This is a genomic window from Streptomyces sp. NPDC024687 (genome assembly GCF_055559055.1).
Genome location: NZ_JBVHLJ010000003.1, coordinates 696,568 through 720,086, shown reverse-complemented (window position 1 = coordinate 720,086; position 23,519 = coordinate 696,568). Strand labels below are relative to the sequence as shown.

At 70.4% G+C, this 23,519-nt stretch carries 16 protein-coding genes; 8 read left to right on the top strand and 8 right to left on the bottom strand.

The genetic code is table 11. The annotated features are described in order from the left end of the window. Nucleotides 1–145: 145 nt before the first annotated feature. Both ACZ39I_RS15175 and ACZ39I_RS15170 read left to right on the top strand, forming a co-directional pair. Nucleotides 146–1,813: a M4 family metallopeptidase gene (locus ACZ39I_RS15175; RefSeq protein WP_467244858.1), complete on the top strand. Its 1,668-nt coding sequence runs from the start codon at nucleotides 146–148 to the stop codon at nucleotides 1,811–1,813. Nucleotides 1,814–1,884: 71 nt separating this feature from the next. Continuing rightward, a complete protein-coding gene (locus tag ACZ39I_RS15170; RefSeq protein WP_352389292.1) occupies nucleotides 1,885–2,394 on the top strand; it encodes a DUF1990 family protein in 510 nt (169 codons plus the stop codon). 31 nt (nucleotides 2,395–2,425) lie between these two features. Here ACZ39I_RS15170 and ACZ39I_RS15165 read toward each other — a convergent pair whose 3' ends face one another. Then, complete coding sequence (locus ACZ39I_RS15165; protein WP_467244857.1) at nucleotides 2,426–5,044, bottom strand: glycosyltransferase family 1 protein; 2,619 nt, start codon at nucleotides 5,042–5,044, stop codon at nucleotides 2,426–2,428. A 333-nt stretch (nucleotides 5,045–5,377) separates the two neighbouring features. On the opposite strand from ACZ39I_RS15165, the gene ACZ39I_RS15160 reads away from it, so the two are divergent. From ACZ39I_RS15160 to glgB, 5 genes are all read left to right on the top strand, one after another. After that, nucleotides 5,378–6,580, top strand: a complete 1,203-nt coding sequence (locus ACZ39I_RS15160; RefSeq protein ID WP_467244856.1) for a S8 family peptidase — start codon at nucleotides 5,378–5,380, stop codon at nucleotides 6,578–6,580. A gap of 191 nt (nucleotides 6,581–6,771) precedes the next feature. Next, nucleotides 6,772–8,847, top strand: coding sequence for an alpha-1,4-glucan--maltose-1-phosphate maltosyltransferase (locus tag ACZ39I_RS15155; protein ID WP_467244855.1), 2,076 nt, complete (start codon nucleotides 6,772–6,774; stop codon nucleotides 8,845–8,847). Continuing rightward, nucleotides 8,844–10,544 carry a maltose alpha-D-glucosyltransferase gene (gene treS, locus ACZ39I_RS15150; protein ID WP_467244854.1) on the top strand — a complete coding sequence of 567 codons (1,701 nt, stop codon included), beginning with the start codon at nucleotides 8,844–8,846 and terminating at the stop codon, nucleotides 10,542–10,544. The genes ACZ39I_RS15155 and treS overlap by 4 nt, the downstream gene beginning before the upstream one ends. A 96-nt stretch (nucleotides 10,545–10,640) precedes the next feature. Next, nucleotides 10,641–12,029 (top strand): maltokinase N-terminal cap-like domain-containing protein, encoded by a 1,389-nt coding sequence (locus ACZ39I_RS15145; protein ID WP_467244853.1) that lies wholly within the window; start codon nucleotides 10,641–10,643, stop codon nucleotides 12,027–12,029. Nucleotides 12,030–12,061: 32 nt separating this feature from the next. Next, nucleotides 12,062–14,746, top strand: coding sequence for a 1,4-alpha-glucan branching enzyme (glgB, locus tag ACZ39I_RS15140; RefSeq protein ID WP_467244852.1), 2,685 nt, complete (start codon nucleotides 12,062–12,064; stop codon nucleotides 14,744–14,746). Nucleotides 14,747–14,765: 19 nt separating this feature from the next. On the opposite strand, the gene ACZ39I_RS15135 is transcribed toward glgB, so the two are convergent. From ACZ39I_RS15135 to ACZ39I_RS15115, 5 genes are all read right to left on the bottom strand, one after another. After that, nucleotides 14,766–16,163 carry a cytochrome P450 family protein gene (locus ACZ39I_RS15135; RefSeq protein ID WP_467244851.1) on the bottom strand — a complete coding sequence of 466 codons (1,398 nt, stop codon included), beginning with the start codon at nucleotides 16,161–16,163 and terminating at the stop codon, nucleotides 14,766–14,768. Nucleotides 16,164–16,217: 54 nt separating this feature from the next. Next, nucleotides 16,218–18,506, bottom strand: coding sequence for a HelD family protein (locus ACZ39I_RS15130; protein ID WP_467245121.1), 2,289 nt, complete (start codon nucleotides 18,504–18,506; stop codon nucleotides 16,218–16,220). 141 nt (nucleotides 18,507–18,647) lie between these two features. Further along, complete coding sequence (locus ACZ39I_RS15125; RefSeq protein ID WP_451475902.1) at nucleotides 18,648–18,980, bottom strand: thioredoxin family protein; 333 nt, start codon at nucleotides 18,978–18,980, stop codon at nucleotides 18,648–18,650. After that, nucleotides 18,977–19,405, bottom strand: coding sequence for a MerR family transcriptional regulator (locus tag ACZ39I_RS15120; protein WP_352392153.1), 429 nt, complete (start codon nucleotides 19,403–19,405; stop codon nucleotides 18,977–18,979). The genes ACZ39I_RS15125 and ACZ39I_RS15120 overlap by 4 nt, the downstream gene beginning before the upstream one ends. Before the next feature lie 29 nt (nucleotides 19,406–19,434). After that, the gene (locus tag ACZ39I_RS15115) at nucleotides 19,435–19,944 is read right to left on the bottom strand and encodes an Lrp/AsnC family transcriptional regulator (RefSeq protein WP_467244850.1); all 510 of its coding nucleotides are present in this window, start codon (nucleotides 19,942–19,944) and stop codon (nucleotides 19,435–19,437) included. A gap of 45 nt (nucleotides 19,945–19,989) precedes the next feature. On the opposite strand from ACZ39I_RS15115, the gene ACZ39I_RS15110 reads away from it, so the two are divergent. Next, nucleotides 19,990–20,928: an NAD-dependent epimerase/dehydratase family protein gene (locus ACZ39I_RS15110; protein ID WP_467244849.1), complete on the top strand. Its 939-nt coding sequence runs from the start codon at nucleotides 19,990–19,992 to the stop codon at nucleotides 20,926–20,928. Between the two features lie 26 nt (nucleotides 20,929–20,954). On the opposite strand, the gene ACZ39I_RS15105 is transcribed toward ACZ39I_RS15110, so the two are convergent. Beyond that, on the bottom strand, nucleotides 20,955–21,755 hold the full coding sequence (locus ACZ39I_RS15105; protein ID WP_467244848.1) for a DUF2127 domain-containing protein: 801 nt from the start codon (nucleotides 21,753–21,755) through the stop codon (nucleotides 20,955–20,957). A 76-nt stretch (nucleotides 21,756–21,831) separates the two neighbouring features. Continuing rightward, nucleotides 21,832–23,502 carry an MFS transporter gene (locus ACZ39I_RS15100; protein WP_467244847.1) on the bottom strand — a complete coding sequence of 557 codons (1,671 nt, stop codon included), beginning with the start codon at nucleotides 23,500–23,502 and terminating at the stop codon, nucleotides 21,832–21,834. Nucleotides 23,503–23,519 lie beyond the last annotated feature (17 nt).

Here is a 23,519-nt window from a genome sequence, read left to right as displayed (position 1 = left end):
AGCCGTCGACTTTCGGCCAACATCACTTGGGGGTCATGACATGTACGCGCCTTGATGCCACGCTTCCTCACAACCGCCGCACAACTTCACAACCACCCCGGAGGGCAACCCCACGCCGTCCGGGCTCCCCCACGAAGGAGCTTGTGTGACCCCCCTCTACGCGCGTCACAAGCGCACCACTCTGGCCATCGCCACCGCCGTGGCGGCCGGAGCCCTGCTCACCACCGGCCTGACCACCGGCAGTGCCGCCGCCGTGACCCCGGCCGAGAGCACCGGCAAGGCCACGCTCGCCGGCGCCCCGGTCCAGCTGTCCGCGGCCGCGCGCACCTCCCTCATCAAGGAGCAGCAGGCCGACGTCGGCACCACGGCCCAGGAGATAGGCCTCGGCGCCAAGGAGGAGCTGGTCGTCAAGGACGTCGTCAGAGACGCCGACGGCACGGTCCACACCCGCTACGAGCGCACCTACGCCGGTCTGCCCGTCCTCGGCGGCGACCTGGTCGTCCACGAGTCGAAGTCCGGTGCGACCGAGGGCGTCTCCAAGGCGACGAAGGCCACCATCAAGGTCGCCTCCCTGACCCCGAAGCTCACCGTCGCCAAGGCCGAGACGCAGGCCCTGACCGCCGCCAAGGCCGCGGGCTCGGACAAGACCGAGGCCGACGGCGCGCGCAAGGTCGTCTGGGCCGGCAGCGGGACGCCCGTCCTCGCCTACGAGACGATCGTCGGCGGCTTCCAGGACGACGGCACCCCGAACCAGCTGCACGTCATCACCGACGCCGCGACCGGCAAGAAGCTCTACGAGTACCAGGGCATCGAGAACGCGACCGGCACCGGCAAGAGCCTGTACTCGGGCACGGTCAGCCTGACCACCACGCTGTCCGGCTCGACGTACAACCTCACCGACGCCTCGCGCGGCAGCCACAAGACGTACAACAAGTCGCACGGCACCAGCTCGTCGGCGGGCACGCTGTTCACGGACGCCGACAACGTGTGGGGCACCGGCGCGGCCTCCAGCTCCACCACCGACCAGACCGCGGCCGTCGACGCCGCCTACGGCGCGGCGGAGACCTGGGACTTCTACAAGTCCACCTTCGGCCGCAGCGGCATCAAGAACAACGGTGTCGCGGCCTACTCCCGCGTCCACTACGGCAACGCGTACGTGAACGCGTTCTGGGACGACAGCTGCTTCTGCATGACGTACGGCGACGGCGAGGGCAACGTCAGCCCGCTGACCTCGCTGGACGTGGCCGGCCACGAGATGAGCCACGGCGTCACCTCGAACACGGCGGGCCTGAACTACTCCGGCGAGTCCGGTGGCCTCAACGAGGCGACCTCGGACATCTTCGGCACGGGTGTCGAGTTCTACGCGGCCAACTCCAACGACGTCGGTGACTACCTCATCGGCGAGGAGATCGACATCAACGGCGACGGCTCCCCGCTGCGCTACATGGACAAGCCCAGCAAGGACGGCGGCTCGGCGGACTCCTGGTCCTCCTCCGTCGGCAACCTGGACGTCCACTACTCGTCGGGCGTGGCGAACCACTTCTTCTACCTCCTCTCGGAGGGCAGTGGCGCCAAGACCATCAACGGCGTGTCCTACAACTCGCCGACGTCCAACGGCTCCACGGTCACCGGCATCGGCCGCGCCAAGGCGCTGCAGATCTGGTACAAGGCGCTGACGACGTACTTCACGTCGACGACCAACTACAAGTCGGCCCGCACGGGCACGCTCTCCGCGGCGTCCGCCCTGTACGGCTCGACCAGCACCGAGTACAAGGCGGTGGCCGCGGCCTGGTCCGCGGTCAACGTGAGCTAGCTCCACGAGAGACACGACGGGCGGTACCCGGAACGAAGGCATTTCCGGGTGCCGCCCTACTCTTGGGTCCCATGTCCTTCACGTACGACGACGTCGGCGCGACCCGGCGGAGCGGATTCTGCCCGCCCGGCTTCCACCCCCTGCATGTCCGCACGCGCATAGGCGAGGGCCACGACGTCTTCCGGAAGGCCTCCGAGGCGGTCCTGACCTGGGAGATGCACCGAGCCCTCGGCGTCGGCATAGACACCACCGCGGACCGCGCGGCCCCCGACGTGGACGTCACGGTCACCCTGGCCGGCGTCATCAAGGCCCCCTGCCGGGTGGTCTGGACGGTCGAGGAACACCGCCGCGCCGGCTGGGCCTACGGCACCCTGACCGGCCACCCCGAATCCGGCGAGGAGTCCTTCGTCGTCGACCGCACGGGCGACGGCACGGTGTGGCTGACGGTATCGGCGTTCAGCAGGGGCGCGAAGTGGTACTCCAGGGCGGGCGGCCCGGCGACCCGGGGCCTGCAGCACGCATACGCGCGAAAGTGCGGGACGGTGCTGCGCAAGCTGTGCGGCGGAGAGGACGCGGGCTGAGCGGAAGCCGCCCGGCCCGCGCCCCCGCCGCTCACCGCAGCAGCACCCCGGCCCCCTCCACCACCTCCTCCGAAGGCACCGCCACCACTCCCAGCTCCGCCCCCGACGCCAGCAGGCGATGTGTGGGCAGGATGCGGACCGTGTAGCCGAAGGGGCCCGTGCGGTCCAGGGACAGCGGGCCCTCGTAGACCCAGCGGCCCTCCGGGTCCGGGCCGCCCACCGGCTTCAGCGGGACCGTCGCCGCGTCCGCGATGCGGTCCTCCTCGTCCACGCGGCCGGAGACCGCCTGGACCTCCACGTCGTCCGGGCCGAGCGCGCCGAGACCGACACGGACCCGCAGTCCCAGCGTGGTGCCGAGTTCGGCCGTGGCCGTCGCGGCCGTGGTCTCCAGGTGGTCGACCGTCACCCCGTGCCACTCGGCCCGCACCCTGGCCTTCCACTCCGCCAGTTCGCGCGCCGCGTCCGGGACCATCGTGCGGTGGGCCTCGGCCGCAGGGGCGTAGAGGCGTTCCACGTACTCGCGGACCATGCGGCCCGCCAGGACCTTCGGGCCAAGCAGGGTGATCGTCTGGCGGACCATCTCGATCCAGCGGTCGGGCAGACCGCCCTGGCCGCGCTCGTAGAAACGGGGTGTCACCCGCTGTTCCAGGAGGTCGTAGAGGGCGTCGGCCTCTATGTCGTCACGGCGGTCGGAGTCGGTCCCCACCCCGTCCGCGGTCGGGATCGCCCAGCCGAAGTCGGGCTGGAACCACTCGTCCCACCAGCCGTCCAGGACGGACAGGTTCAGGCAGCCGTTGAGTGCCGCCTTCATCCCGCTCGTCCCGCACGCCTCCAGCGGCCGCAGCGGGTTGTTGAGCCAGATGTCGCAGCCCGGGTAGAGCTTCTGCGCCATCGCCATGCCGTAGTCCGGCAGGAACACGATCCGGTGACGCACCCGCGGGTCGTCCGAGAACCGCACCAGCTCCTGGACCAGCCGCTTTCCGCCGTCGTCCGCCGGGTGGGCCTTGCCCGCCACCACGATCTGGATCGGGCGCTCGGGGTGCAGGAGCAGGTCCATCAGACGGTCGCGGTCCCGCAGCATGAGGGTCAGCCGCTTGTACGACGGGACACGGCGCGCGAATCCGATGGTCAGCACATCGGGGTCGAGGACGCCGTCGATCCAGCCCAACTCCGCCGTCCCGGCGCCGCGTTGACGCCAGGACGCGCGCAGCCGGTCCCGTACCTCCATCACCAGCTGCTCCCGCAGCGAACGGCGCAGCTCCCAGACGTCCTGGTCGGGGATGTCTCCCACGGCGTCCCAGCGGTCCGAGCCGCCGACGGTCATCGCGTCCTCGGTGCGCTGGGCGCCGATCTGCCGCGCGCCGAGCCGGAACACCTCGGGCGCGACCCAGGTCGGGGCGTGCACCCCGTTGGTCACGGAGGTGATCGGCACCTCCTCGGGGTCGAATCCCGGCCAGAGTCCGGAGAACATCTCCCGGCTGACCTGCCCGTGCAACAGCGAGACGCCGTTGGCGCGTTGGGCGAGGCGCAGACCCATCACGGCCATGTTGAAGAGGTTGGGTTCGCCGCCCGGGTAGGTCTCCATGCCCAGCGCCAGGATGCGGCCCACGTCCATGCGCGGAAGTTCGGCGTCCGGGCCGAAGTGCCGGGCGACCAGTTCACGGTCGAAGCGGTCGATGCCGGCCGGGACGGGGGTGTGCGTGGTGAACACGGTCCCCGCGCGGACCGCCTCCAGACCGGCGTCGAAGTCCAGCCCCTGGTCGCAGAGTTCGGCGATCCGCTCCAGACCGAGGAACCCGGCGTGCCCCTCGTTGGTGTGGAAGACCTCGGGGTCGGCATGGCCGGTCAGCCGGCAGTACGTCCGTACGGCCCGGACGCCCCCTATGCCGAGCAGCATCTCCTGGAGCAGCCGGTGTTCGCTGCCGCCGCCGTACAACCGGTCGGTCACCCCGCGTTCGCCGAGGTCGTTCTCCTCGACGTCGGAGTCCAGCATCAGCAGGGGCACGCGGCCGACCTGGGCGAGCCAGATCCGGGCGTGCAACTGCTTGCCGCCGGGCAGGGCCAGCGACACCTGGGCCGGGGTGCCGTCGGCCTCCCTCAGCAGCGCCACCGGCAGCTCGTGGGGGTCCAGGACCGGATAGTGCTCCTGCTGCCAGCCGTCCCGGGACAGGGTCTGGCGGAAGTAGCCGTGGCGGTACAGCAGGCCCACGCCGATCAGCGGTACGCCCAGGTCGCTGGCGGCCTTCAGATGGTCGCCGGCCAGGATGCCCAGACCACCGGAGTACTGCGGCAGGGCGGCCGTGACGCCGAACTCGGGCGAGAAGTAGGCGACTGCGGCCGGGAGTTCACCGGTGTGGGCCTGATACCAGCGCTCACCGGTGACGTAGTCGTGGAGATCGTCGGCGGCCGCGGTGAGCCGGCGCAGGAAACGGCGATCCTCGGCGAGTTCGGCGAGCCGGGCGGGGCGCACGCTGCCGAGCAGCCGTACGGGATCACCGCCCGACGCGGCCCAGCGCTCCGGATCGACGGACTGGAAGAGATCACGGGTCTCCGCGTGCCAGGACCAGCGCAGATTGCGCGCCAGATCGCTCAGGGGCCGCAGGGCATCGGGGAGTACGGGTCGGACGGTGAATCGACGAATCGCCTTCACATTCCACCTCGGCGAGCGGAGCGGAGTGGGACACACGGCGGTGTGCGTCCCGTCTTCAGCCTTGACGGTATCCGTGCGGAGGGTGTCGTCACCACGGCGCGGTTCACAGCAGAAGGCCGTGTCGCCCTCAAGCCCTCCCGGATCGAACAGTCCGGAAATCGCCGCAACCTCCCCACGTCCTCCCATAGCGGATATGGCCGATTACACCCCCGCAGGCGTCCTTGTGGTACTTCACACCGCACGAGAGGCTGCCCCATGGCGTACCGCCCGGCGCCGGGTGCACCCGGCCTGCCGCGGCTGCCGTACGCCGAGGTGAGGAGGGGAACTCAAGTCATGGCACGGACGCGCAATCGGCGTCTGCGCTGGGTGGGGGGCCTGACCGCGGTGAGCTGTGCAGCCGCTCTTTCGGCCATCACCCCGCCCGCGCACGCCGCACCGGAGGGGCGGATACTCGGCGCCGGAGAGCCCGGTTCCGTCAGCGGGAGTTACCTGGTGACACTCAAGGGGGGAACGCAGGCCCGGTCGGTGGCCGGAAAAGGTGTCGCCGAGAAGTATGGGGCGAAAATCAGCCATACCTACGGCGCGGTGCTCAACGGCTACGCCGTGCGGACCGACGAGAGACGGGCCGGGCGGCTGGCGGCGGACCCACGGGTCGCCTCGGTCGTCCAGGACGCCCGGGTGACCCTGGAGGGCACCCAGAAGAACCCGCCGTCCTGGGGTCTCGACCGCCTGGACCAGCCGAAGGCGTCGCCGGACAGGTCCTACACCTGGCCGCGGTCCGCGGGCGCCGGGACGAGGGTGTACGTGATCGACACCGGCATCCGGATCTCCCACAGGGACTTCGGGGGCCGGGCGTCCTACGGCTGGGACTTCGTCGGGCGCGACCGCTCGGCGGGCGACGGCAACGGCCACGGCACCCATGTCGCGGCCACCGTCGCCGGCACCGGATACGGCGTCGCGAAACGGGCCGAGGTGGTCGCCGTACGCGTCCTCGACAGCACCGGATCGGGCACGATCGCCCAGGTCATCGCGGGTATCGACTGGGTGACGAAGCATGCGCGCAAGCCGGCGGTCGCCAACCTCAGCCTGGCCGGTCACCACAGCGCCCAGCTCGACGCCGCCGTCCGCACCTCCATCGCGTCCGGGGTGACCTACACGGTCGCCGCGGGCAACGACGGCCGGCCGGCCGGGCTCTACTCACCGGCCGACGTGCCCCAGGCGATCACGGTCGGCGCGACCGACACGACGGACGCACGGGCGGGTTTCTCCAACTACGGATCGGCTCTCGATCTGTTCGCCCCAGGTGTATCGATCACCTCGGCGGGCATCCGCAGTGACACCGCCAGGGCGACCTACTCGGGTACGTCGATGGCCACCCCGCACGCGGCGGGCGCGGCCGCGCTCTACCTGGCCGACCATCCGAGGGCCACTCCGGCCCAGGTCGGCAAAGCGTTGGTCAAACTGGCGGCCTCCGGGACGGTGTCCGGTCGGGGGGCCGGTTCACCGGACAAACTCCTTCAGGTGCCCGGTTCCTAGGGGAAGGCGTCCGCAAGTCGGCCCCGTTCGGCCAGAACGGGGCCGGTTTTGTGTAAAGACATACGCGTGAGTAGTTAGCAAAGTGCCGGATTGCTCACCCGAATAGGGTGGGAAGGCTCCTGCGGTAGACGCCTCAGGACCCCCTCCCACATCCATCCGCCCACCCGAAGTTGACGCGGACAGGAGCGGTCATGCCCGCCACGCACCACAAGTCAGCACCCCTGACGTCCACCACACGCCCCGTCGACCCCGGACCGCCGCCCGAGGAGCGACCCTCCACGGAGGCGGGACCGGCTACGGCCGTCGGTCGCATACCCGTCCTCGACGTCCGCCCGGTCGTCCAGCGAGGACGCCGGCCCGCCAAGGCGGTCACCGGCGAGACGTTCGAGATCTCGGCCACCGTGTTCCGTGAGGGTCATGACGCGGTCGCCGCCAATGTCGTACTGAGGGATCCGGAAGACCGCGCCGGGCCCTGGATCCCCATGCGGGAACTCACCCCGGGCACCGACCGCTGGGGCGCCACCGTCACCGCCGGGACACCCGGACTGTGGTCCTTCACCGTCGAGGCCTGGGGCGACCCGATCACCACCTGGCGGCACCACGCCCAGATCAAGATCCCGGCCGGCATGGACACCGAACTGGTCCTGGAGGACGGCGCCCGGCTCTACGAGCGGGCCGCCGCCGGCGTGCCCGACGACGGCCGGAACGGCGTGATCCTCGCGGCCGTCCGCGCCCTCCGCGACGAGACCCGGCCGGCCGCCGCCCGTCTCGCCGCAGCGCTGACGCCCGAGGTGGACGCGGTGCTGGCACGGTATCCGCTGCGGGAGTTGATCACGGCGTCGGAGTCGTTGCCGCTGCTGGTGGAGCGGGAGCGGGCGCTGTTCGGGTCGTGGTACGAGTTCTTCCCGCGTTCGGAGGGCACGCCGGAGCAGCCGCACGGCACGTTCCGTACCGCGGCCCGGCGGTTGCCGGCGATCGCCGCGATGGGTTTCGACGTGGTCTATCTGCCGCCGATCCATCCGATCGGGACGACGTTTCGCAAGGGCCGCAACAACACCCTGTCCGCGGGCCCGGACGATGTGGGCGTGCCGTGGGCGATCGGTTCGCCGGAGGGCGGGCATGACGCGGTCCACCCGGATCTGGGCACGATCGAGGACTTCGACTGGTTCGTGCAGGAGGCCAAGGGGCACGGTCTGGAGATCGCGCTGGACTTCGCCCTGCAGTGCTCCCCGGATCATCCGTGGGTGCACAAGCATCCGGAGTGGTTCCATCACCGGCCCGACGGCACCATCGCCTACGCGGAGAATCCGCCGAAGAAGTACCAGGACATCTACCCGATCGCCTTCGACGCCGACCTGGAGGGGCTGATCGCGGAGACGCTGCGGGTGCTGCGGCACTGGATGGACCACGGGGTGCGGATCTTCCGGGTGGACAACCCGCACACCAAGCCGGTGGTGTTCTGGGAGCGGGTGATCGCGGACATCAACGCCACCGACCCGGACGTGATCTTCCTGGCGGAGGCGTTCACCCGGCCGGCGATGATGCACACCCTGGCCCAGATCGGCTTCCAGCAGTCGTACACGTACTACACCTGGCGCACCACCAAGGAAGAGCTCACCGAGTACCTGACGGAACTGTCGGGTGAGGCGGCCTCCTACATGCGGCCGAACTTCTTCGCCAACACCCCCGACATCCTGCATGAATTCCTGCAGCACGGCGGCCGTCCGGCGTTCGCGCTGCGCGCCATCCTGGCCGCCACCCTCTCGCCGACGTGGGGCATCTACTCCGGCTACGAACTCGCGGAGAACACCCCGTTGCGGGAGGGCAGCGAGGAGTACCTGGACTCGGAGAAGTACCAGCTCAAGGCCCGCGACTGGGACCGCGAGGACAGCCTCGCCCCCCTGATCACCCAGCTCAACACGGTCAGGCGGGACAACCCGGCCCTACGGCAGCTGCGTGACCTGCACTTCCACCACGCGGACAAGGACGAGGTGATCGCGTACTCGAAGCAGAGCGGCTCGAACACGGTTCTGGTGGTCGTGAACCTCGATCCGCACCACACCCAGGAGGCCACGGTCTCGTTGGACATGCCGCAACTCGGCCTGGAATGGCACGAGTCGGTGCCGGTGCGCGACGAGCTCACCGGCGAGACCTACCACTGGGGCAGGGCGAACTACGTGCGTCTCGAACCGGGCACTCGCCCCGCGCACATCCTCACCGTCCTGCGACCGTCCACCCCGCAGATCGGAGGGTCACCCACAACATGATCGTCAACGAGCCCGTCCACGACACCTTCGAGGACACCCCCGCCAAGGACCGGGACCCGGATTGGTTCAAGCGCGCGGTCTTCTACGAGGTGCTGGTCCGCTCCTTCCAGGACAGCAACGGCGACGGTGTCGGCGACCTCAAGGGCCTGACCGCCAAACTCGACTACTTGCAGTGGCTGGGCGTCGACTGCCTGTGGCTGCCGCCGTTCTTCAAGTCACCGCTCCGGGACGGCGGCTACGACGTCTCGGACTACACCGCCGTGCTGCCGGAGTTCGGTGACCTCGCCGACTTCGTGGAGTTCGTCGACGCCGCCCACCAGCGCGGCATGCGGGTCATCATCGACTTCGTCATGAACCACACCAGCGACCAGCACCCGTGGTTCCAGGAGTCCCGCAGGGACCCCGACGGCCCCTACGGCGACTACTACACGTGGGCCGACGACGACAAGCAGTTCCCGGACGCACGGATCATCTTCGTCGACACCGAGGCGTCCAACTGGACCTTCGACCCGGTGCGCAAGCAGTACTACTGGCACCGCTTCTTCTCCCACCAGCCGGACCTCAACTACGAGAACCCGGCCGTGCAGGAGGAGATCATCTCCGCACTGCGGTTCTGGCTGGACCTGGGCATCGACGGTTTCCGCCTCGACGCCGTGCCGTACCTCTACCAGGAGGAAGGCACCAACTGCGAAAACCTTCCAGCAACCCACGAGTTCCTCAAGCGGGTACGCAAGGAGATCGACGCGTCCTATCCGGACACGGTCCTCCTCGCGGAGGCGAACCAGTGGCCGGAGGACGTGGTCGACTACTTCGGCGACTACGAGGCCGGCGGCGACGAATGCCACATGGCGTTCCACTTCCCGGTCATGCCGCGCATCTTCATGGCGGTCCGCCGCGAGTCGCGCTACCCGGTCTCGGAGATCCTCGCCAAGACCCCGGCGATCCCCCAGAACTGCCAGTGGGGCATCTTCCTGCGCAACCACGACGAGCTGACCCTGGAAATGGTCACCGACGAGGAACGCGACTACATGTGGGCCGAGTACGCCAAGGACCCGCGGATGCGCGCCAACATCGGCATCCGGCGGCGGCTCGCCCCCCTGCTCGACAACGACCGCAACCAGATCGAGCTGTTCACCGCCCTGCTGCTGTCCCTGCCCGGCTCGCCGATCCTGTACTACGGCGACGAGATCGGCATGGGCGACAACATCTGGCTCGGCGACCGGGACGCGGTCCGCACCCCGATGCAGTGGACACCGGACCGTAACGCAGGGTTTTCCTCCAGTGACCCCGGGCGGCTGTATCTGCCGACCATCATGGACCCGGTCTACGGTTACCAGGTCACCAACGTCGAGGCGTCGATGGCGTCGCCCTCCTCGTTGCTGCATTGGACCCGCCGGATGATCGAGATCCGCAAGCAGAACGCCGCCTTCGGCCTCGGCTCCTACACCGAGCTCCCGTCGTCGAACCCGGCGGTGATCGCGTTCCTGAGGGAGTACGAGGACGACCTGGTCCTGTGCGTGAACAACTTCTCCAGGTTCGCGCAGCCGACGGAACTGGACCTGAGCGCCTTCAACGGACGGCATCCGGTCGAGCTGTTCGGCGGGGTGCGGTTCCCGGCCATCGGTGATCTGCCGTACTTGCTGACGCTCGCCGGGCACGGGTTCTACTGGTTCCGGCTCCGCAAGGAACCCACCTAGCCGACGAAGGCCCGGGTGGGGCGGTTTCCACCGCCCCACCCGGGGCACGCATCAGTAACACCCCGACCAGCCAGCCCGGGGAAAGGACGCCACCCCATGTCGGAAGCCGTCACCCGCACCGCCACGACAAGTTCAGGCATCCTCGCCTCGCTTGATCCACTCCTGCGCGAGTGGCTGCCACGGCAGCGCTGGTTCGCGGGCAAGGGCCGCCCGGTCACCGGGTTCTCCCTGGTGGCGGCCACCGAGCTGCTGCCGCCCACTGCCAAGCTCGGCCTCTACCACCTGCTGGTCCGCGCCCACCAGCCGCTCACCGTGGGCGCCGCCCCGCACCCCGGGGACTGCTACCAGCTCCTCATAGGCGTGCGCGAGGCGCTGCCGCCCCGGCTGGCGCCCGCGCTGATCGGCCATGTCGAGGAGGGCCCGCTCACCGGCCGTACCGCGTACGACGCCCTCTACGACCCACTGCCCGCCGAACTGCTCCTGGAGGCGATCCGCTCCGGGACCCGGATCGGCGGGCTGTGTTTCGAGCGGGACCCGGACCAGGAGATCCGGGAGGGCCTGGTGGCCCGGGTGATGACCGCCGAGCAGTCCAATTCGTCGATCGTCTACGGAGATACGTTCATCCTGAAGCTCCTGCGCCGGGTCGTGCCCGGCGTCAACCCCGACCTGGAGCTGCCGCTGGCGCTGGCCCGCGAGGGCTGCCCCCGGGTGCCCGCGCCCACGGGGTGGCTGCGGGCGGAGCTGGACGGAGAGCCGTACACCCTCGGCGTGCTCCAGCCCTTCGTACAGGGCGCCTCGGACGGCTGGGAGCTGGCCCTGCGGGAGCTCGCCAAGGGCGAGGACTTCAGCGCCGAGGCGCACGCCCTCGGGCGGGCCACCGCCGAGGTGCACACCGCGCTCGCCCGGGCGCTGCCCACCGTGACGCTGGGCCACCAGCAGCTGCGCCTGCTGGTCGACGGCATGATCGAGCGGCTGGAGGCGGCCGTACAGGCGGTGCCCGCGCTCCGGCCGCACGCTCCGGGCCTGCGCTCCGCCTTCACCGCGCTGGGCGATCTCGCCGCCGAGGGCAGCACCTGGACCGCGCAGCGCATCCACGGCGACCTCCACCTCGGCCAGTGCCTGCGCTCGGCCGCCGGGCACTGGTCGCTGATCGACTTCGAGGGCGAGCCGTCCAAGCCGCTCTCCGAACGCCGGCTGCCGCAGCCCACGGCCCGGGACATCGCCGGGATGCTGCGCTCCTTCGACTACGCGGCACACTCGACCGATCTGCCGGTACCGGGCTGGGCCGAAGCCTGCCGGGCCGCGTACTGTTCCGGATACGCCGAGGTCAGCGGCGTGGACCCGCGGACCGACCCGGTGCTGCTGCGCGCCTACGAGACCGACAAGGCCATATACGAGGTCGTCTACGAGGCCCGGCACCGCCCGGACTGGCTGCAGGTGCCCATGGCCGCGGTCGCGCGGTACGCGACAACCGACCTGACCTGACCGACCCGACTCCCGCCGAGGAGGCTCCACCCGTGACTCCGCCCACCCCCAGCGGTTCGGACCCGAAGAAGACTGTGAAGAAGAAGGCCGCGGAGAAGGCAGTGACCACGAAGGCCTCGGCGAAGAAGGCTGAGCCGGTGGCCAAGAAGGCGCCCGCGAAGAAGGCCGGTGCCGGGAAGACGGCTGCCGACGCGGCGGGCATCGTGAAGGCGGTCGCCAAGAAGGTCGGCGCGAAGAAGGCCGGCGCCGAGAAGGACGTTGCCAAGCGGGCCGTTGCCAAGAAGGCGCTGGTCAAGGATGCGGCGGTCGACAAGCCTGTCGTGAAGAAGGCGACCGCCAAGAAGGCTGCCGTCAAGAAGACCACGGCGAAGAAGGCCGTGGCGAAGAAGGCCGTGGCGAAGAAGGTGACCGCGAAGAAAACCGTGGCGCCGAAGGTGGCCGCCGAGGACGCCGTCGTGGAGCCGGTCGCGCCGGTCGCTGCCGAAGCGGCCACCGCCCCGGCGTCCGTTCCGCCGTCGGAGGTCCCCGTCTCCCCCGCCCTCGACGGCGGCGACCGGGACCGGCTGCTGTCCGGTACCCACCACGATCCGCACGGGGTGCTCGGCGCGCACCGCGTTCCCGGCGGGGTGGCCTTCCGGACGTTCCGTCCCTACGCCACGGGCGTCACGGTCGTGGCCGGGGACGTGCGTGCGGAACTGCACGACGACGGTGACGGCTTCTTCTCCGGTCTGGTGCCCCTGAGCGAGGTGCCCTCCTACCGGCTGCTCGTGGCGTACGAGGAGACGGTCCAGGAGACCGAGGACGCGTACGCCTTCCTGCCCGCGCTCGGCGACCTCGACCTGCATCTGATCGGCGAGGGCCGGCACGAGCAGCTGTGGACGGCGCTGGGCGCGCAGCCCATGACCCACCAGGGCGTGGCGGGAACACGCTTCACGGTGTGGGCGCCGAACGCGCGCGGTGTGCGGGTGGCCGGCACCTTCAACTTCTGGGACCCCTCGGCGTTCGCGATGCGCTCGCTCGGCGGCACCGGTGTGTGGGAGCTGTTCGTGCCCGGGGTCGGCGAGGGCGAGCTGTACAAGTTCGAGATCACCCGCCCCGACGGCTCCAAGACCCTGCGCGCGGACCCGCTGGCCCGCCGCACGGAGGTCCCGCCCAACACGTCCTCGATCATCCACGCCTCGCACCACGAGTGGCAGGACGAGGAGTGGCTGGCGAAGCGGGCGGCCGGCGCCCCCGCCCACGAGGCCCCCTTCTCGGTCTACGAGATCCATCTCCCGTCCTGGCGACCGGGCCTGACGTACCGTCAGCTAGCCGAGCAACTGCCCGCCTACGTCAAGGACATGGGCTTCACCCACGTCGAGCTGATGCCGGTCGCCGAGCACCCGTTCGGCGGCTCCTGGGGCTACCAGGTCACCGGCTTCTATGCGCCGACGGCACGCCTGGGCACCCCGGACGACTTCAAGTACCTGGTCGACGCGCTCCACCAGGCCGGTATCGGCGTCCTGATGGACTGGGTGCCGGCCCACTTCCCGCGCGACGACTGGGCGCTCGCCGAGTTCGACGGCCGGCCCCTGTACGAACACGAGGACCCGCTCCGCTCGGCCCACCCCGACTGGGGCACGCTGGAGTTCGACTACGGCCGCCGTGAGGTCCGCAACTTCCTTGTGGCCAACGCCGTTTACTGGTGCGAGGAGTTCCACATCGACGGCCTTCGGGTCGACGCGGTCGCCTCGATGCTCTACCTCGACTACTCGCGCGAGCCGGGCCAGTGGGTCCCGAACGTGCACGGCGGCCGGGAGAACCTGGACGCGGTGGACTTCCTCCAGGAGATGAACGCGACGGTGTACCGGCGGGTCCCGGGCGTGGTGACGGTCGCGGAGGAGTCCACGGCCTGGGACGGCGTGACGCGCGCGACGCATCACATGGGTCCCGGGGGCTTCGGCGGTCTCGGCTTCGGCCTGAAGTGGAACATGGGCTGGATGCACGACTCGCTGGACTACATGGCCCACGAGCCCGTGCACCGCAAGTACCACCACCACGAGATGACGTTCTCGATGGTGTACGCGTACAGCGAGAACTACGTCCTGCCGATCTCCCACGACGAGGTCGTGCACGGCAAAGGCTCACTGGTCTCGAAGATGCCGGGCGACTGGTGGCAGCAGCGAGCCAACCTGCGCGCCTACCTGGCCTTCATGTGGGCGCACCCCGGCAAGCAACTCCTCTTCATGGGCCAGGAGTTCGCCCAGGGCGCCGAGTGGTCCGAGGCCCACGGCCCGGACTGGTGGCTGCTGGATCCGGCGTACGGCGCGGAGGCCGAGCACCGGGGCGTGCGCGACCTGGTCCGCGACCTGAACGTCGTCTACCGCCACACCCCGGCCCTGTGGCAGTGCGACACGAACCCCGCGGGCTTCCAGTGGATCGTCGGCGACGCGTCCGAGGACAACGTCTTCGCCTTCCTCCGCTACGACGCGGAGGGCTCCCCGCTCCTCGCGGTCTCCAACCTTTCCCCGGTGGTCCGCCCCAACTACCGCCTGGGCGCCCCGGACGACGTCCCGGCCTGGCTGGAGTCCCTGAACACCGACCTCGCCAAGTACGGCGGCGGCGACGTCACCAACCCCGACATCCTGAAACCGGACCCCCAGCCCTGGCACGGCCGCCCGGCCAGCATCCAGGTGACACTGCCACCCCTGGCCACGGTGTGGCTGCGGCCGGCGTAGGAGGCGTGGACGGGGAACCTCAGCGACCGCCGAGCATCAGCTTGCGCAGGATCGCCAGCAGCCCGCGGGGCTCAGGCTCCGTCGGCGACGCCACCGGCGTCCCCGACGGAGTCGTGGGCCGGGGTACGGCGAACACCCCCGCCTCCAGCTCGTACCGCACCGGCAACAACCGCAGCCCCCGCACCACCGGCCCCGACCGCCACGGCAACTGATCCGGTGGCAGGGTCAGCTCCGCGCGGACGAAGTGATCCAGCACTCTTCCCACCGCGGTCGCCACGATCGTCCCGCCCAACTCCCGCGCCGCAGCCGGGCATTGGTGCGGGCCCGCGCCCCACCCCAGATGCGCCCGGGTGGACACCGTCGATCCGACCAGGTGGGAGGAGCTGATCGCCAGCAGGTCGCGGTGGGCGGCCGCGGCGGAGGGGGACACCGCGTCCCCCGCCCGCACCCACACCTCCCCCAACCGCACATCCCGTGCCGCGAAGCGGAAGCACATGTTGGCCACCGGAGGATTCGCCAGCGCCGCCCGGTTGACCGTTTCTCCCAGCTGCCCCGCCGACAGGCTCCGGCGGACCGTCGCGTTCCCCCGCAACACCTCCAGCAGGGTGTTGAGCACCATGTTCCCGGTGATGTCGTTCAGGTACACGGCGTTCATGAACAGCTCCCGCCCGAGCTGCTCGTCGCTCAGCCCGGGGTCCGCGAGCAGCATGTACGACGTGAGGTCGTCACCCGGCCGGGCCCTGCGATGCGCGGCGAGCCGGGTGAAGGCCCCGAGCGCACGCGCCGTCGCCGGTGCCGAGCCGGGTCCGCCGTCCAGCATCCGCCACAGGTCCATGACCAGTTCGTCGCCCAACTCCACAGGGCAGCCGAACAACTTGGTCGTGACCATCAGCAGCAGGGGCCGCGTGAACTGCGCCCCGAGATCGGCGAAACCCACGGTCCCCGATTCGGCGGCCAGCATCCCGACCAGCTCGTCGGCGTACCGCGTGACCGCGGCCCGCAGCTCCCACCCCTCCGGACTCCGCGCGTCCTGGAAGGGGCTCAGTGCCGAGTGATGGGTACGCCGGGCCCCCAGATGCTCCTCGTCGTCCATGAACATCATCTGCCGTACCTCGTAACCGGCCAGCAGCGGCCAGTCCCGCGGCAGCCGCCCCTCGGCCCGCGCCCGCCAGTACCGGATGTCCCGCCGCCACAGGTTCTCGTTCCGCAGCACCTCGGTGACCTCGGTGTACCCGAGGACCAGCCACACCGGCACCCCCAGCAGACCGACCGGCGCGACCGGCCCGTAGGTGCCGCGCAGCCGCTCGTACACCGCCCCGGGGTCGACGTCGAACTCGGCGGTGAGCAGCGGCTCGACGGACAGCGACCCGAGTACGGGGCCGTCGGCCGGCGGGGTCGCGTCGGAGTGGGCTTCCATACCGCAACGCATACCGCACCGGCCGTGCACAAGCAGTGACCATGGCGTGAACTGTTACGTCTTGGTGATCCCCGGGACCGCGGCGTCCACCAGCGCCTTCGGCAGCCGGCCCGTGTGCAGCACCCCCAGCCGCTGGGTCGCCCGGGTCAGCGCCACATACAGGTCGCTCGTGCCGTAGAGCGCCGGCTCGACCACGAGCACGGAGTCGAACTCGAGCCCCTTCGACTGCCGGGGGTCCAGGAGTACGACGGTCCGCGTCAGGTCCGGCTCCGCGCCCGCCGTCACCCCGTCGAGCCGGGCCGCCAGCCTGCGGTGCAGATGGCGCGGCGCGATGACCGCGAGCCGCCCCTCGGCGGGGGTCAGCTCCTTCACCGCCTCCGCGACCGCGCCGGGCAGGTCGTCGGCGGCCCGCACCCATGGCCGTGCCCCGGTCGACCGCACCGAACTCGGCGGCTCGAAGGCGGGGTCCGAGGCGCGCACCACTGCCGCCGCGAGCTCCATGATCTCGGCCGGGGTGCGGTAGTTGACGCCCAGCCTCGCGTGCTCCCAGCGGTCCTGGACGTAGGGCTCCAGGATCTTCTGCCAGGAACCCACGCCCGCCGCCTCCGCGGTCTGGGCCGGGTCGCCGACCAGGGTCATGGAGCGGGTCGGGCTGCGCCGCATGAGCAACCGCCAGGCCATCGGCGACAGTTCCTGCGCCTCGTCGACGATGATGTGCCCGAACGCCCAGGTGCGGTCGGCCGCCGCGCGCTCGGCGGCGCTGCGGTGGTCGTCCTCCTCCTGTCGCTCGGCGAAACGCTCGGCGTCGATGATGTGGTGCGCGGACAGGACCTCGGATTCCTCCTCGTCCTTGTCGTCGAACTCGTAGGTGCGCGAGGCGTACGACACGTCCAGCACGCCCTGCGCGTACGCGACCTGCGTCTCGCGCTCACGCTCGGCCCGGGCCCGCGCCACCCGCTCGTCCACCCCGAGGAGTTCGGCCGCCTCGTCGAGCAGGGGCACGTCCGCCACCGTCCAACCCCGGGTCACCGGGCGGCGGATGGCGGCCGCGTCCTCGTCGGGAAGGTAGCCGACGGGGTCGGCGAGGAAGTCCGCGACCAGGCGCTGCGGGGTCAGGCGCGGCCACAACTGCTCGATGGCAGCCCAGACTTCGGGGTTCTCGGCGAGTTCGTCGCGGATCTGCGTGATGTCGCTCGGGTCCAGCAGGTTCGTCCCGTCGAACGGGTCGGTGCCGATGCGTTCGGCGACCATGTCGGTGAGCGTGTTGAGGATGTGACCCTCGAAGTGCTCACGGGCCATGTTGTGCGGCAGTCGGGCGGCGCGGGTCTTCTCCCGGGCGACCTTCACCAGGCCGTCGTCGAGCATGAGGATCTCGCGGTCGTGCTCGATGGCGATCACCGGGTCGGGCAGGGCCTGCCAGTCGCGTACGACGTCGGCGAGGACGTCCGCCATGGCGGCGCGCCCCTTCACCGCGGCCGCCTCGCGGCTGTCGGTCGCCGTGGCCCTCACGCCGGGGAAGAGCTCCCCGACCGTCGCGAGCAGCACCCCGGTCTCGCCCAGCGAGGGCAGCACCTCGCCGATGTAGCCGAGGAAGGCCGGGTTGGGGCCGACGATCAGCACGGCCCGCTTGGCCAGCAACTCCCGGTGCTCGTACAGGAGATACGCGGCCCGGTGCAGGGCGACGGCCGTCTTGCCGGTGCCCGGCCCGCCCTCGACCACCAGCACCCCGCGGTGGGGCGCGCGGATGATCTCGTCCTGCTCGGCCTGGATGGTCTGCACGATGTCGCTCATGCGGCCGGTGCGGGCGGAGTTGAGCGCGGCGAGCAGGACGGCGTCACCGCTCGGGTCCTCGTGGCCGGTCCGCTCCTGGTCGCCGAGGTCGAGGATCTCGTCGTGCAGGTCGGTGACCCGGCGGCCCTCGGTGCCGATGTGCCGGCGGCGGCGCAGGCCCATCGGGGTGTGGCCGGTGGCCAGGTAGAAGGGACGGGCGACGTCGGCCCGCCAGTCGATGAGGATCGGGGTGCGTTCGGCGTCCTCGGTGCGCAGTCCGATCCGGCCGATGTGATGGGTGGTGCCCGAGGTGAGGTCGATCCGGCCGAAGCAGAGCGAGCCGTCGACCGCGTTCAGCGCGGCCAGCAGTCCCGAGCGCTCGGCGACCAGGATGTCCCGCTCGAGGCGGGCCTGCATGGGGGTGTTGCCCTGGGCGAGCGCGTCCGTGACGGAGACCTCGGTGTCGCCGCGCAGGGCGTCCACATGTGCGTACAGCCCGTCGATGAATTCCTGTTCCTGCCGCAATTCATCGTCCGGAAAGCCGGTGTTTGACAATTCCACTCCCGCCCGGATATACTCTGCTCACTGAGCTTCTTTTGCGAACCATGCTTTATAGACTGTCATGAAGTCGCGAATCATTGAATATACGCAGAGAAATCCCCCGAGCGCAATCGCTCGGGGGATTTCTCTGTATTGCGTCAGCTCACCGCAGGCTCACAGGACGTCCGTCAGCTCCTCCAGCAGCCGCCGCTTGGGCCGCGCCCCCACCATCGACCGCACCGGCTCCCCGCCCCGGAAGACCATGAAGGTGGGCATCGAGAGCACCCTGTAGGCGTTCGTGGTCAGCGGATTGGTGTCGACGTCCAGCTGGACCACCTTGAGCCGCTCGCCCTCCTCCGCGGCGAGAGCCGTGAGCACCGGCCCCATCTGCCGGCACGGCGGACACCAGTCGGCGGTGAACTCCACCAGCACCGGCAGCTCCGACCCGAGCACCTCCGTCTCGAAGTCCGCGTCCGTCACCTCGGCCACACCCGCTGCCTTGATCACCTGTGGATCCCTCCCAGTTCGCACTCCGGCTCCGGACCGCCCGGAACCCGCGCGTCGGCGGCCAGCCCGTCACGCGCCCGCTCGGCCCGCTCCAACTGCTGCCCGACCTGGGCGCGCACGGTCTGCAACTCACCGATCAGCGCGTCCAGTTCACCGAGCTTGCGCCGGTAGACCGCGAGTGAGGCGGGGCACGAGTCGCCCTCCGGGTGGCCGGCCCGCAGACACTCCACGAACGGCCGCGTCTCCTCCAGGTCGAACCCGAAGTCCTGGAGCGTCCGGATCTGCCGGAGCAGCTTCAGGTCGTCCTCGTCGTAGGTCCGGTACCCGTTGTGACCGCGCCGCGCGGGCAGCAGGCCCCGCGCCTCGTAGTAGCGCAGCGTCCGCGTCGTGGTCCCGGCCCGTGCGGCCAGCTCGCCGATTCGCATGTCCACGAACGTAATCCTTTACGCCGACGTCAAGGCAAGAGCGGTTTGCGCGGGACCGGGGTGGTCAGCACGATCGAGGTCGTGGTGCGGCCGAGGGCGGAAACCTCTTCGAGGACCTCCTCCAGGTGGACGGTGTCACGGACGGCGACCTTGAGGATCCAGCAGTCCTCGCCGACCACGTGGTGCGCCTCGATGATCTCGGGGCGCACCAGCAGTTCCAGGGTCCTCGGGTGCCTCAGGGTGTAGCCGCCGTGCGGGCTGACCCGGATGAACGCCTGGATGCCGTAGCCGAGCCGGGCCGGGACCACGTGGGCGCCGTAGCCGCCGATCACGCCTGCCGCCTCCAGCCGCCGCACCCGCTCGGTGACCGCCGCCGGGCTCAGCCGCACCCGGCGGCCCAGCTCACTGAGCTTGATCCGGCCGTCGGTCTGCAGGAGCTCCAGGATCTGCCGGTCCAGCGCGTCGAAGGCCACCGAGGTTTCGTCGGCGGTAGGACGCAGCTGCCGTGGTTCTTTCGGTGCCGCCGCCTGAACTCCCATGGTTCCCCCTTCAATACGTGGATGTACGCCGGGAGAATTATGGTCATGGAAACTCCCCGCGAGGTACTGGTCATCGGCGGCAACCGCTATGTCGGCAAGCGCCTGATCGCACGTCTGCTGGCCGCCGGCGACCGGGTCACGGTCCTCAACCGGGGCTCGTCCGCGCCCCCGCCCGGGGCGGTTCACCTGCTCGCCGACCGCGACGACGAAAGCGCGCTGCTCAGCGCCCTGGGCTCGCGCACCTTCGACGTGGTGGTCGACCAGGTCTGCTACACCCCGCGCCAGGCGGCGATCGCCCGCCGGGTCTTCGCCGGACGCGCCCGGCGCTATGTGATGACCTCGACAGTGGAGGTGTACGAGTACGAGGACTCGATCGCCCTCGTGCGGGAGGACGCCGTCGACCCGACGACCGTGTCCGTCGATGTCGAGCTTCCCTGGGACGACCCCGCATTCCTCGATTCCCATTACGGCGAGGGAAAGCGGCAGGCGGAATCCGTTTTCGCGACGGACCCCGCCTTTCCCGTGACGACGATCCGCGTGGCCCACGTCCTGGGCGGCGCCGACGACTTCACCGGACGCCTCGCCCACTACGCCGACCGTATCCGCACCGGCGAGCCCATCGCCGTCCCGGTCGACAACCAGCCCGCCACCTACATCCACGTCGAGGAGATCGCCGACTTCCTCGCCTGGACGGTGGGCCAGGACTTCACCGGGCCGGTGAACGCGGCCTCCCACGGGCTGCTGGGCACGGAGGAGTTGTGCAGGGCGGTCGCCGCGCACTTCCCCGAGGGCAAGACCCTCCTCCAACTGGTCGAGCTCGGCGAGGTCTCACCGTTCTCCTTCGCCCGCTCCTACGGCATGGACAACTCCCGGGCCACCCGCCTCGGCTTCACCTTCGGCGACGTACACCGATGGCTGCCGCGAGCCGTGGCCGAAACCCTGGGAAAGGACACCTGGCGAACAGTTCGTAGCGGCGCGGAGTGACGGCACCCCCCTAGGGGGCTGGGGGCCTAGGGGCGGTGCCGGGAACCCTGGCCCGATGCGCTGAGCTCGCTCCGCTCGCCGGCCTCCTTCACCTCCAGCAGTGACGCGCTGTGCCGTTCCTCCTCGAAGGCCCGGTGTCCGCCGCGCAGGCCGAACAGGCGCTTGGCGAGGAGGATGTACAGGACGGCGAGGATGTTGAGGAACAGCGTGGCGATCTTCAGCCAGCTGATGCGCTCGGTGAGTTCGTAGATCTCCAGCGGAAGGAAGGCGGCCGTCGCCACCACCGTCAGGTACTCCGCCCAGCGCTTGGCGTACCAGAGGCCGACCGCCTCGACGAGCTCGATGAGGGCGTAGGCCAGCAGCAGCACGGCCACCAGGACCAGGGTGTTGTGCTTGTACCCGAACGTCTTCTGGACGGTGTCGACGATCGGTGAGTGGTCCAGGTCGTAGTGGAAGTGCCTGAACACCGGCCGGAAGACGTCGAGATACTCGTCGAAGAGCCGGCGCACCGCGTCCTGGCTGTTACTGAACTTCCACACCGCCACCGCGGCCAGCACGATGAACACCCCGCGCACGGCCCGCTCGATCGCGAGGAAGCGCAGCACGAACAGGTCCCTGAGCACCTTGCCGCGCGGGACGAGGGGCGCGTGGTCCGCGGGTCCCGAGCCGTGCGGCTCACCGAGGGCGAAGTCGCCGCAGCGCAGGCAGCGCCACGCCCCGCCCACGGCGGTCTCGGCGTACAGCGGCTCCCTGAGGCGGGGTTCGTCCGGCGCGTACGTCACATGCCCGCGGCGTGCGCACGTCCGCCGGTCCCAGTCGATCTTCATCCCCCGTGTGCCTCCGATGAAAGAGCGTGCCGTCCGGGGACGGCACGCTAGTGGGGCCGGGTAAGAATTCGGTGAGTCAGTGGGTGTCGACCAGTTCCTTCTCCGCCTCGGCCCGGGGGGCGGGCTCCGTGGACGTGCGGCCGGGCAGGAGCACCGCGACCAGGACGGTCCCGACACCCAGCACGATCGCCCCGATCAGGCTGGTGTGCGCCACCGCGTCGGAGAAGGACGAGCCGACCGCGTCCGCCAACTGCCGTGCGCCGGAGGCGAGTTCCCCGGCCTGCGCCTTCAGCTGGGCGGCCTGCTGCGGGTCGGTGGCCCCGGCGGCCTGGGCCGCGACCTGCTGGGCCTTCGCACCGATGCCCTGCGCCACGGTGTATCCGGCGCCGACGGAGTCCTGGGCGGAGGACAGGGCGGCGGCCGGGAGCCCGCTGCCGGCGGTGGCGTCGGAGAGGTGGTCCGCGTAGGAGGTCGCCAGCAGCGAGCCGAGGATCGCGATGCCGAGCGAGCCGCCGAGCTCGATCGAGGTGTCGTTCACCGCGCCGCCGACGCCCAGTTCGGACTCGGGGAAGGCTCCCATGATCGCGTCCGTGGCGGGCGAGAGGGCGAGGCCGATCGCCAGGCCCAGCACCATCAGGGGCACGAGGAAATCGCCGTACGACGCACTCGCGTCGATCCGGGTGAGCAGCGCGAGGGCCGCCGTGCCGCCGACCATGCCCGCGGTGACCGTCCACTTCATCCCGACCCGCGGGGTGAGGAACCCGGTCAGGGCGGAGCCGACGAAGACCGCGCCGGCCAGCGGCAGCATGCGCAGGCCGGTCTCCAGGGCGCTGTAGCCGAGGACGAACTGGAGGTGCTGGGTGAGGTAGTAGAAGGCGCCGAAGACGGCCAGGAAGAACAGGGCGACGGCGAGGTTGGCGCCCGCGAAGCCGCGGTCGGCGAAGCGGCGGACGTCGACGACGGGGCGCGGGTGGCGCAGCTCCCAGAGGATGAAGAGGGCGAGACCGATGCCCGCGACCAGCGCGGCGGCGATCGCCCTGGCGTGCCAGCCGAAGTGCGGGCCCTCGATGATCATGTAGACCAGCGCGCCGATCCACACGACCGACAGCAGGCCGCCGACGTAGTCGATACGGCCGTGCTTCGCGGCCTTGGACGGCGGGACGAGGACGAGGGCCGCGACGATCGCGACGGCGGCTATCGGGACGTCGATCAGGAACGTCGACGTCCAGGCGTGGCGCTCCAGGAGTGCGCCCGCGACCAGCGGCCCGGCCGCGATCGCCACGCCGGAGGTGGCGGTCCACACGGTGATCGCCTTGGCGCGCTCACCGCGCGGGAAAGTCGCGGCGAGCATGGACAGCGTGGCCGGCATGATCATCGCGGCGCCGGTGCCCATCACCGCGCGGGCCGCGATGACGGTCGTGGCGCTGTCGGCGACGTAGCCGAAGACCGCGCCGCCGCCGAAGACCCCGAGCCCCAGCAGCAGTGCGCCGCGGCGGCTGTACTTGTCGCCGATCGCGCCGAACAGCAGCATCAGGGCGGCGTACGGGACGGTGTAGCCGTCGATGACCCACTGGAGGTCGGCGCTCGACAGCCCGAGGTCCTCGGTCATGTCGGGGGCCGCGACCGTGAGGGCGGTGTTCGCCATCACGATGATCAGCAGGCTGAGGCAGAGGACGAGAAGGGCCCACCAGCGGCGGGCGTAGGGGCGCTCCATCTTCTCGACCGGTTCGGTCATGACGAGTCGCATGGCAGGGGTGGCCTTCC

What these genes read in the sequence shown, in the direction of transcription:
- ACZ39I_RS15170 (WP_352389292.1), top strand. Translation starts at nt 1,885, where the DNA reads ATGTCCTTCACGTACGACGACGTCGGCGCGACCCGGCGGAGCGGATTC.
- ACZ39I_RS15160 (WP_467244856.1), top strand. Translation starts at nt 5,378, where the DNA reads ATGGCACGGACGCGCAATCGGCGTCTGCGCTGGGTGGGGGGCCTGACC.
- ACZ39I_RS15155 (WP_467244855.1), top strand. Translation starts at nt 6,772, where the DNA reads ATGCCCGCCACGCACCACAAGTCAGCACCCCTGACGTCCACCACACGC.
- treS (WP_467244854.1), top strand. Translation starts at nt 8,844, where the DNA reads ATGATCGTCAACGAGCCCGTCCACGACACCTTCGAGGACACCCCCGCC.
- ACZ39I_RS15145 (WP_467244853.1), top strand. Translation starts at nt 10,641, where the DNA reads ATGTCGGAAGCCGTCACCCGCACCGCCACGACAAGTTCAGGCATCCTC.
- ACZ39I_RS15135 (WP_467244851.1), bottom strand. Translation starts at nt 16,163, where the DNA reads ATGGAAGCCCACTCCGACGCGACCCCGCCGGCCGACGGCCCCGTACTC.
- ACZ39I_RS15120 (WP_352392153.1), bottom strand. Translation starts at nt 19,405, where the DNA reads ATGCGAATCGGCGAGCTGGCCGCACGGGCCGGGACCACGACGCGGACG.
- ACZ39I_RS15115 (WP_467244850.1), bottom strand. Translation starts at nt 19,944, where the DNA reads ATGGGAGTTCAGGCGGCGGCACCGAAAGAACCACGGCAGCTGCGTCCT.
- ACZ39I_RS15110 (WP_467244849.1), top strand. Translation starts at nt 19,990, where the DNA reads ATGGAAACTCCCCGCGAGGTACTGGTCATCGGCGGCAACCGCTATGTC.
- ACZ39I_RS15105 (WP_467244848.1), bottom strand. Translation starts at nt 21,755, where the DNA reads ATGAAGATCGACTGGGACCGGCGGACGTGCGCACGCCGCGGGCATGTG.
- ACZ39I_RS15100 (WP_467244847.1), bottom strand. Translation starts at nt 23,502, where the DNA reads ATGCGACTCGTCATGACCGAACCGGTCGAGAAGATGGAGCGCCCCTAC.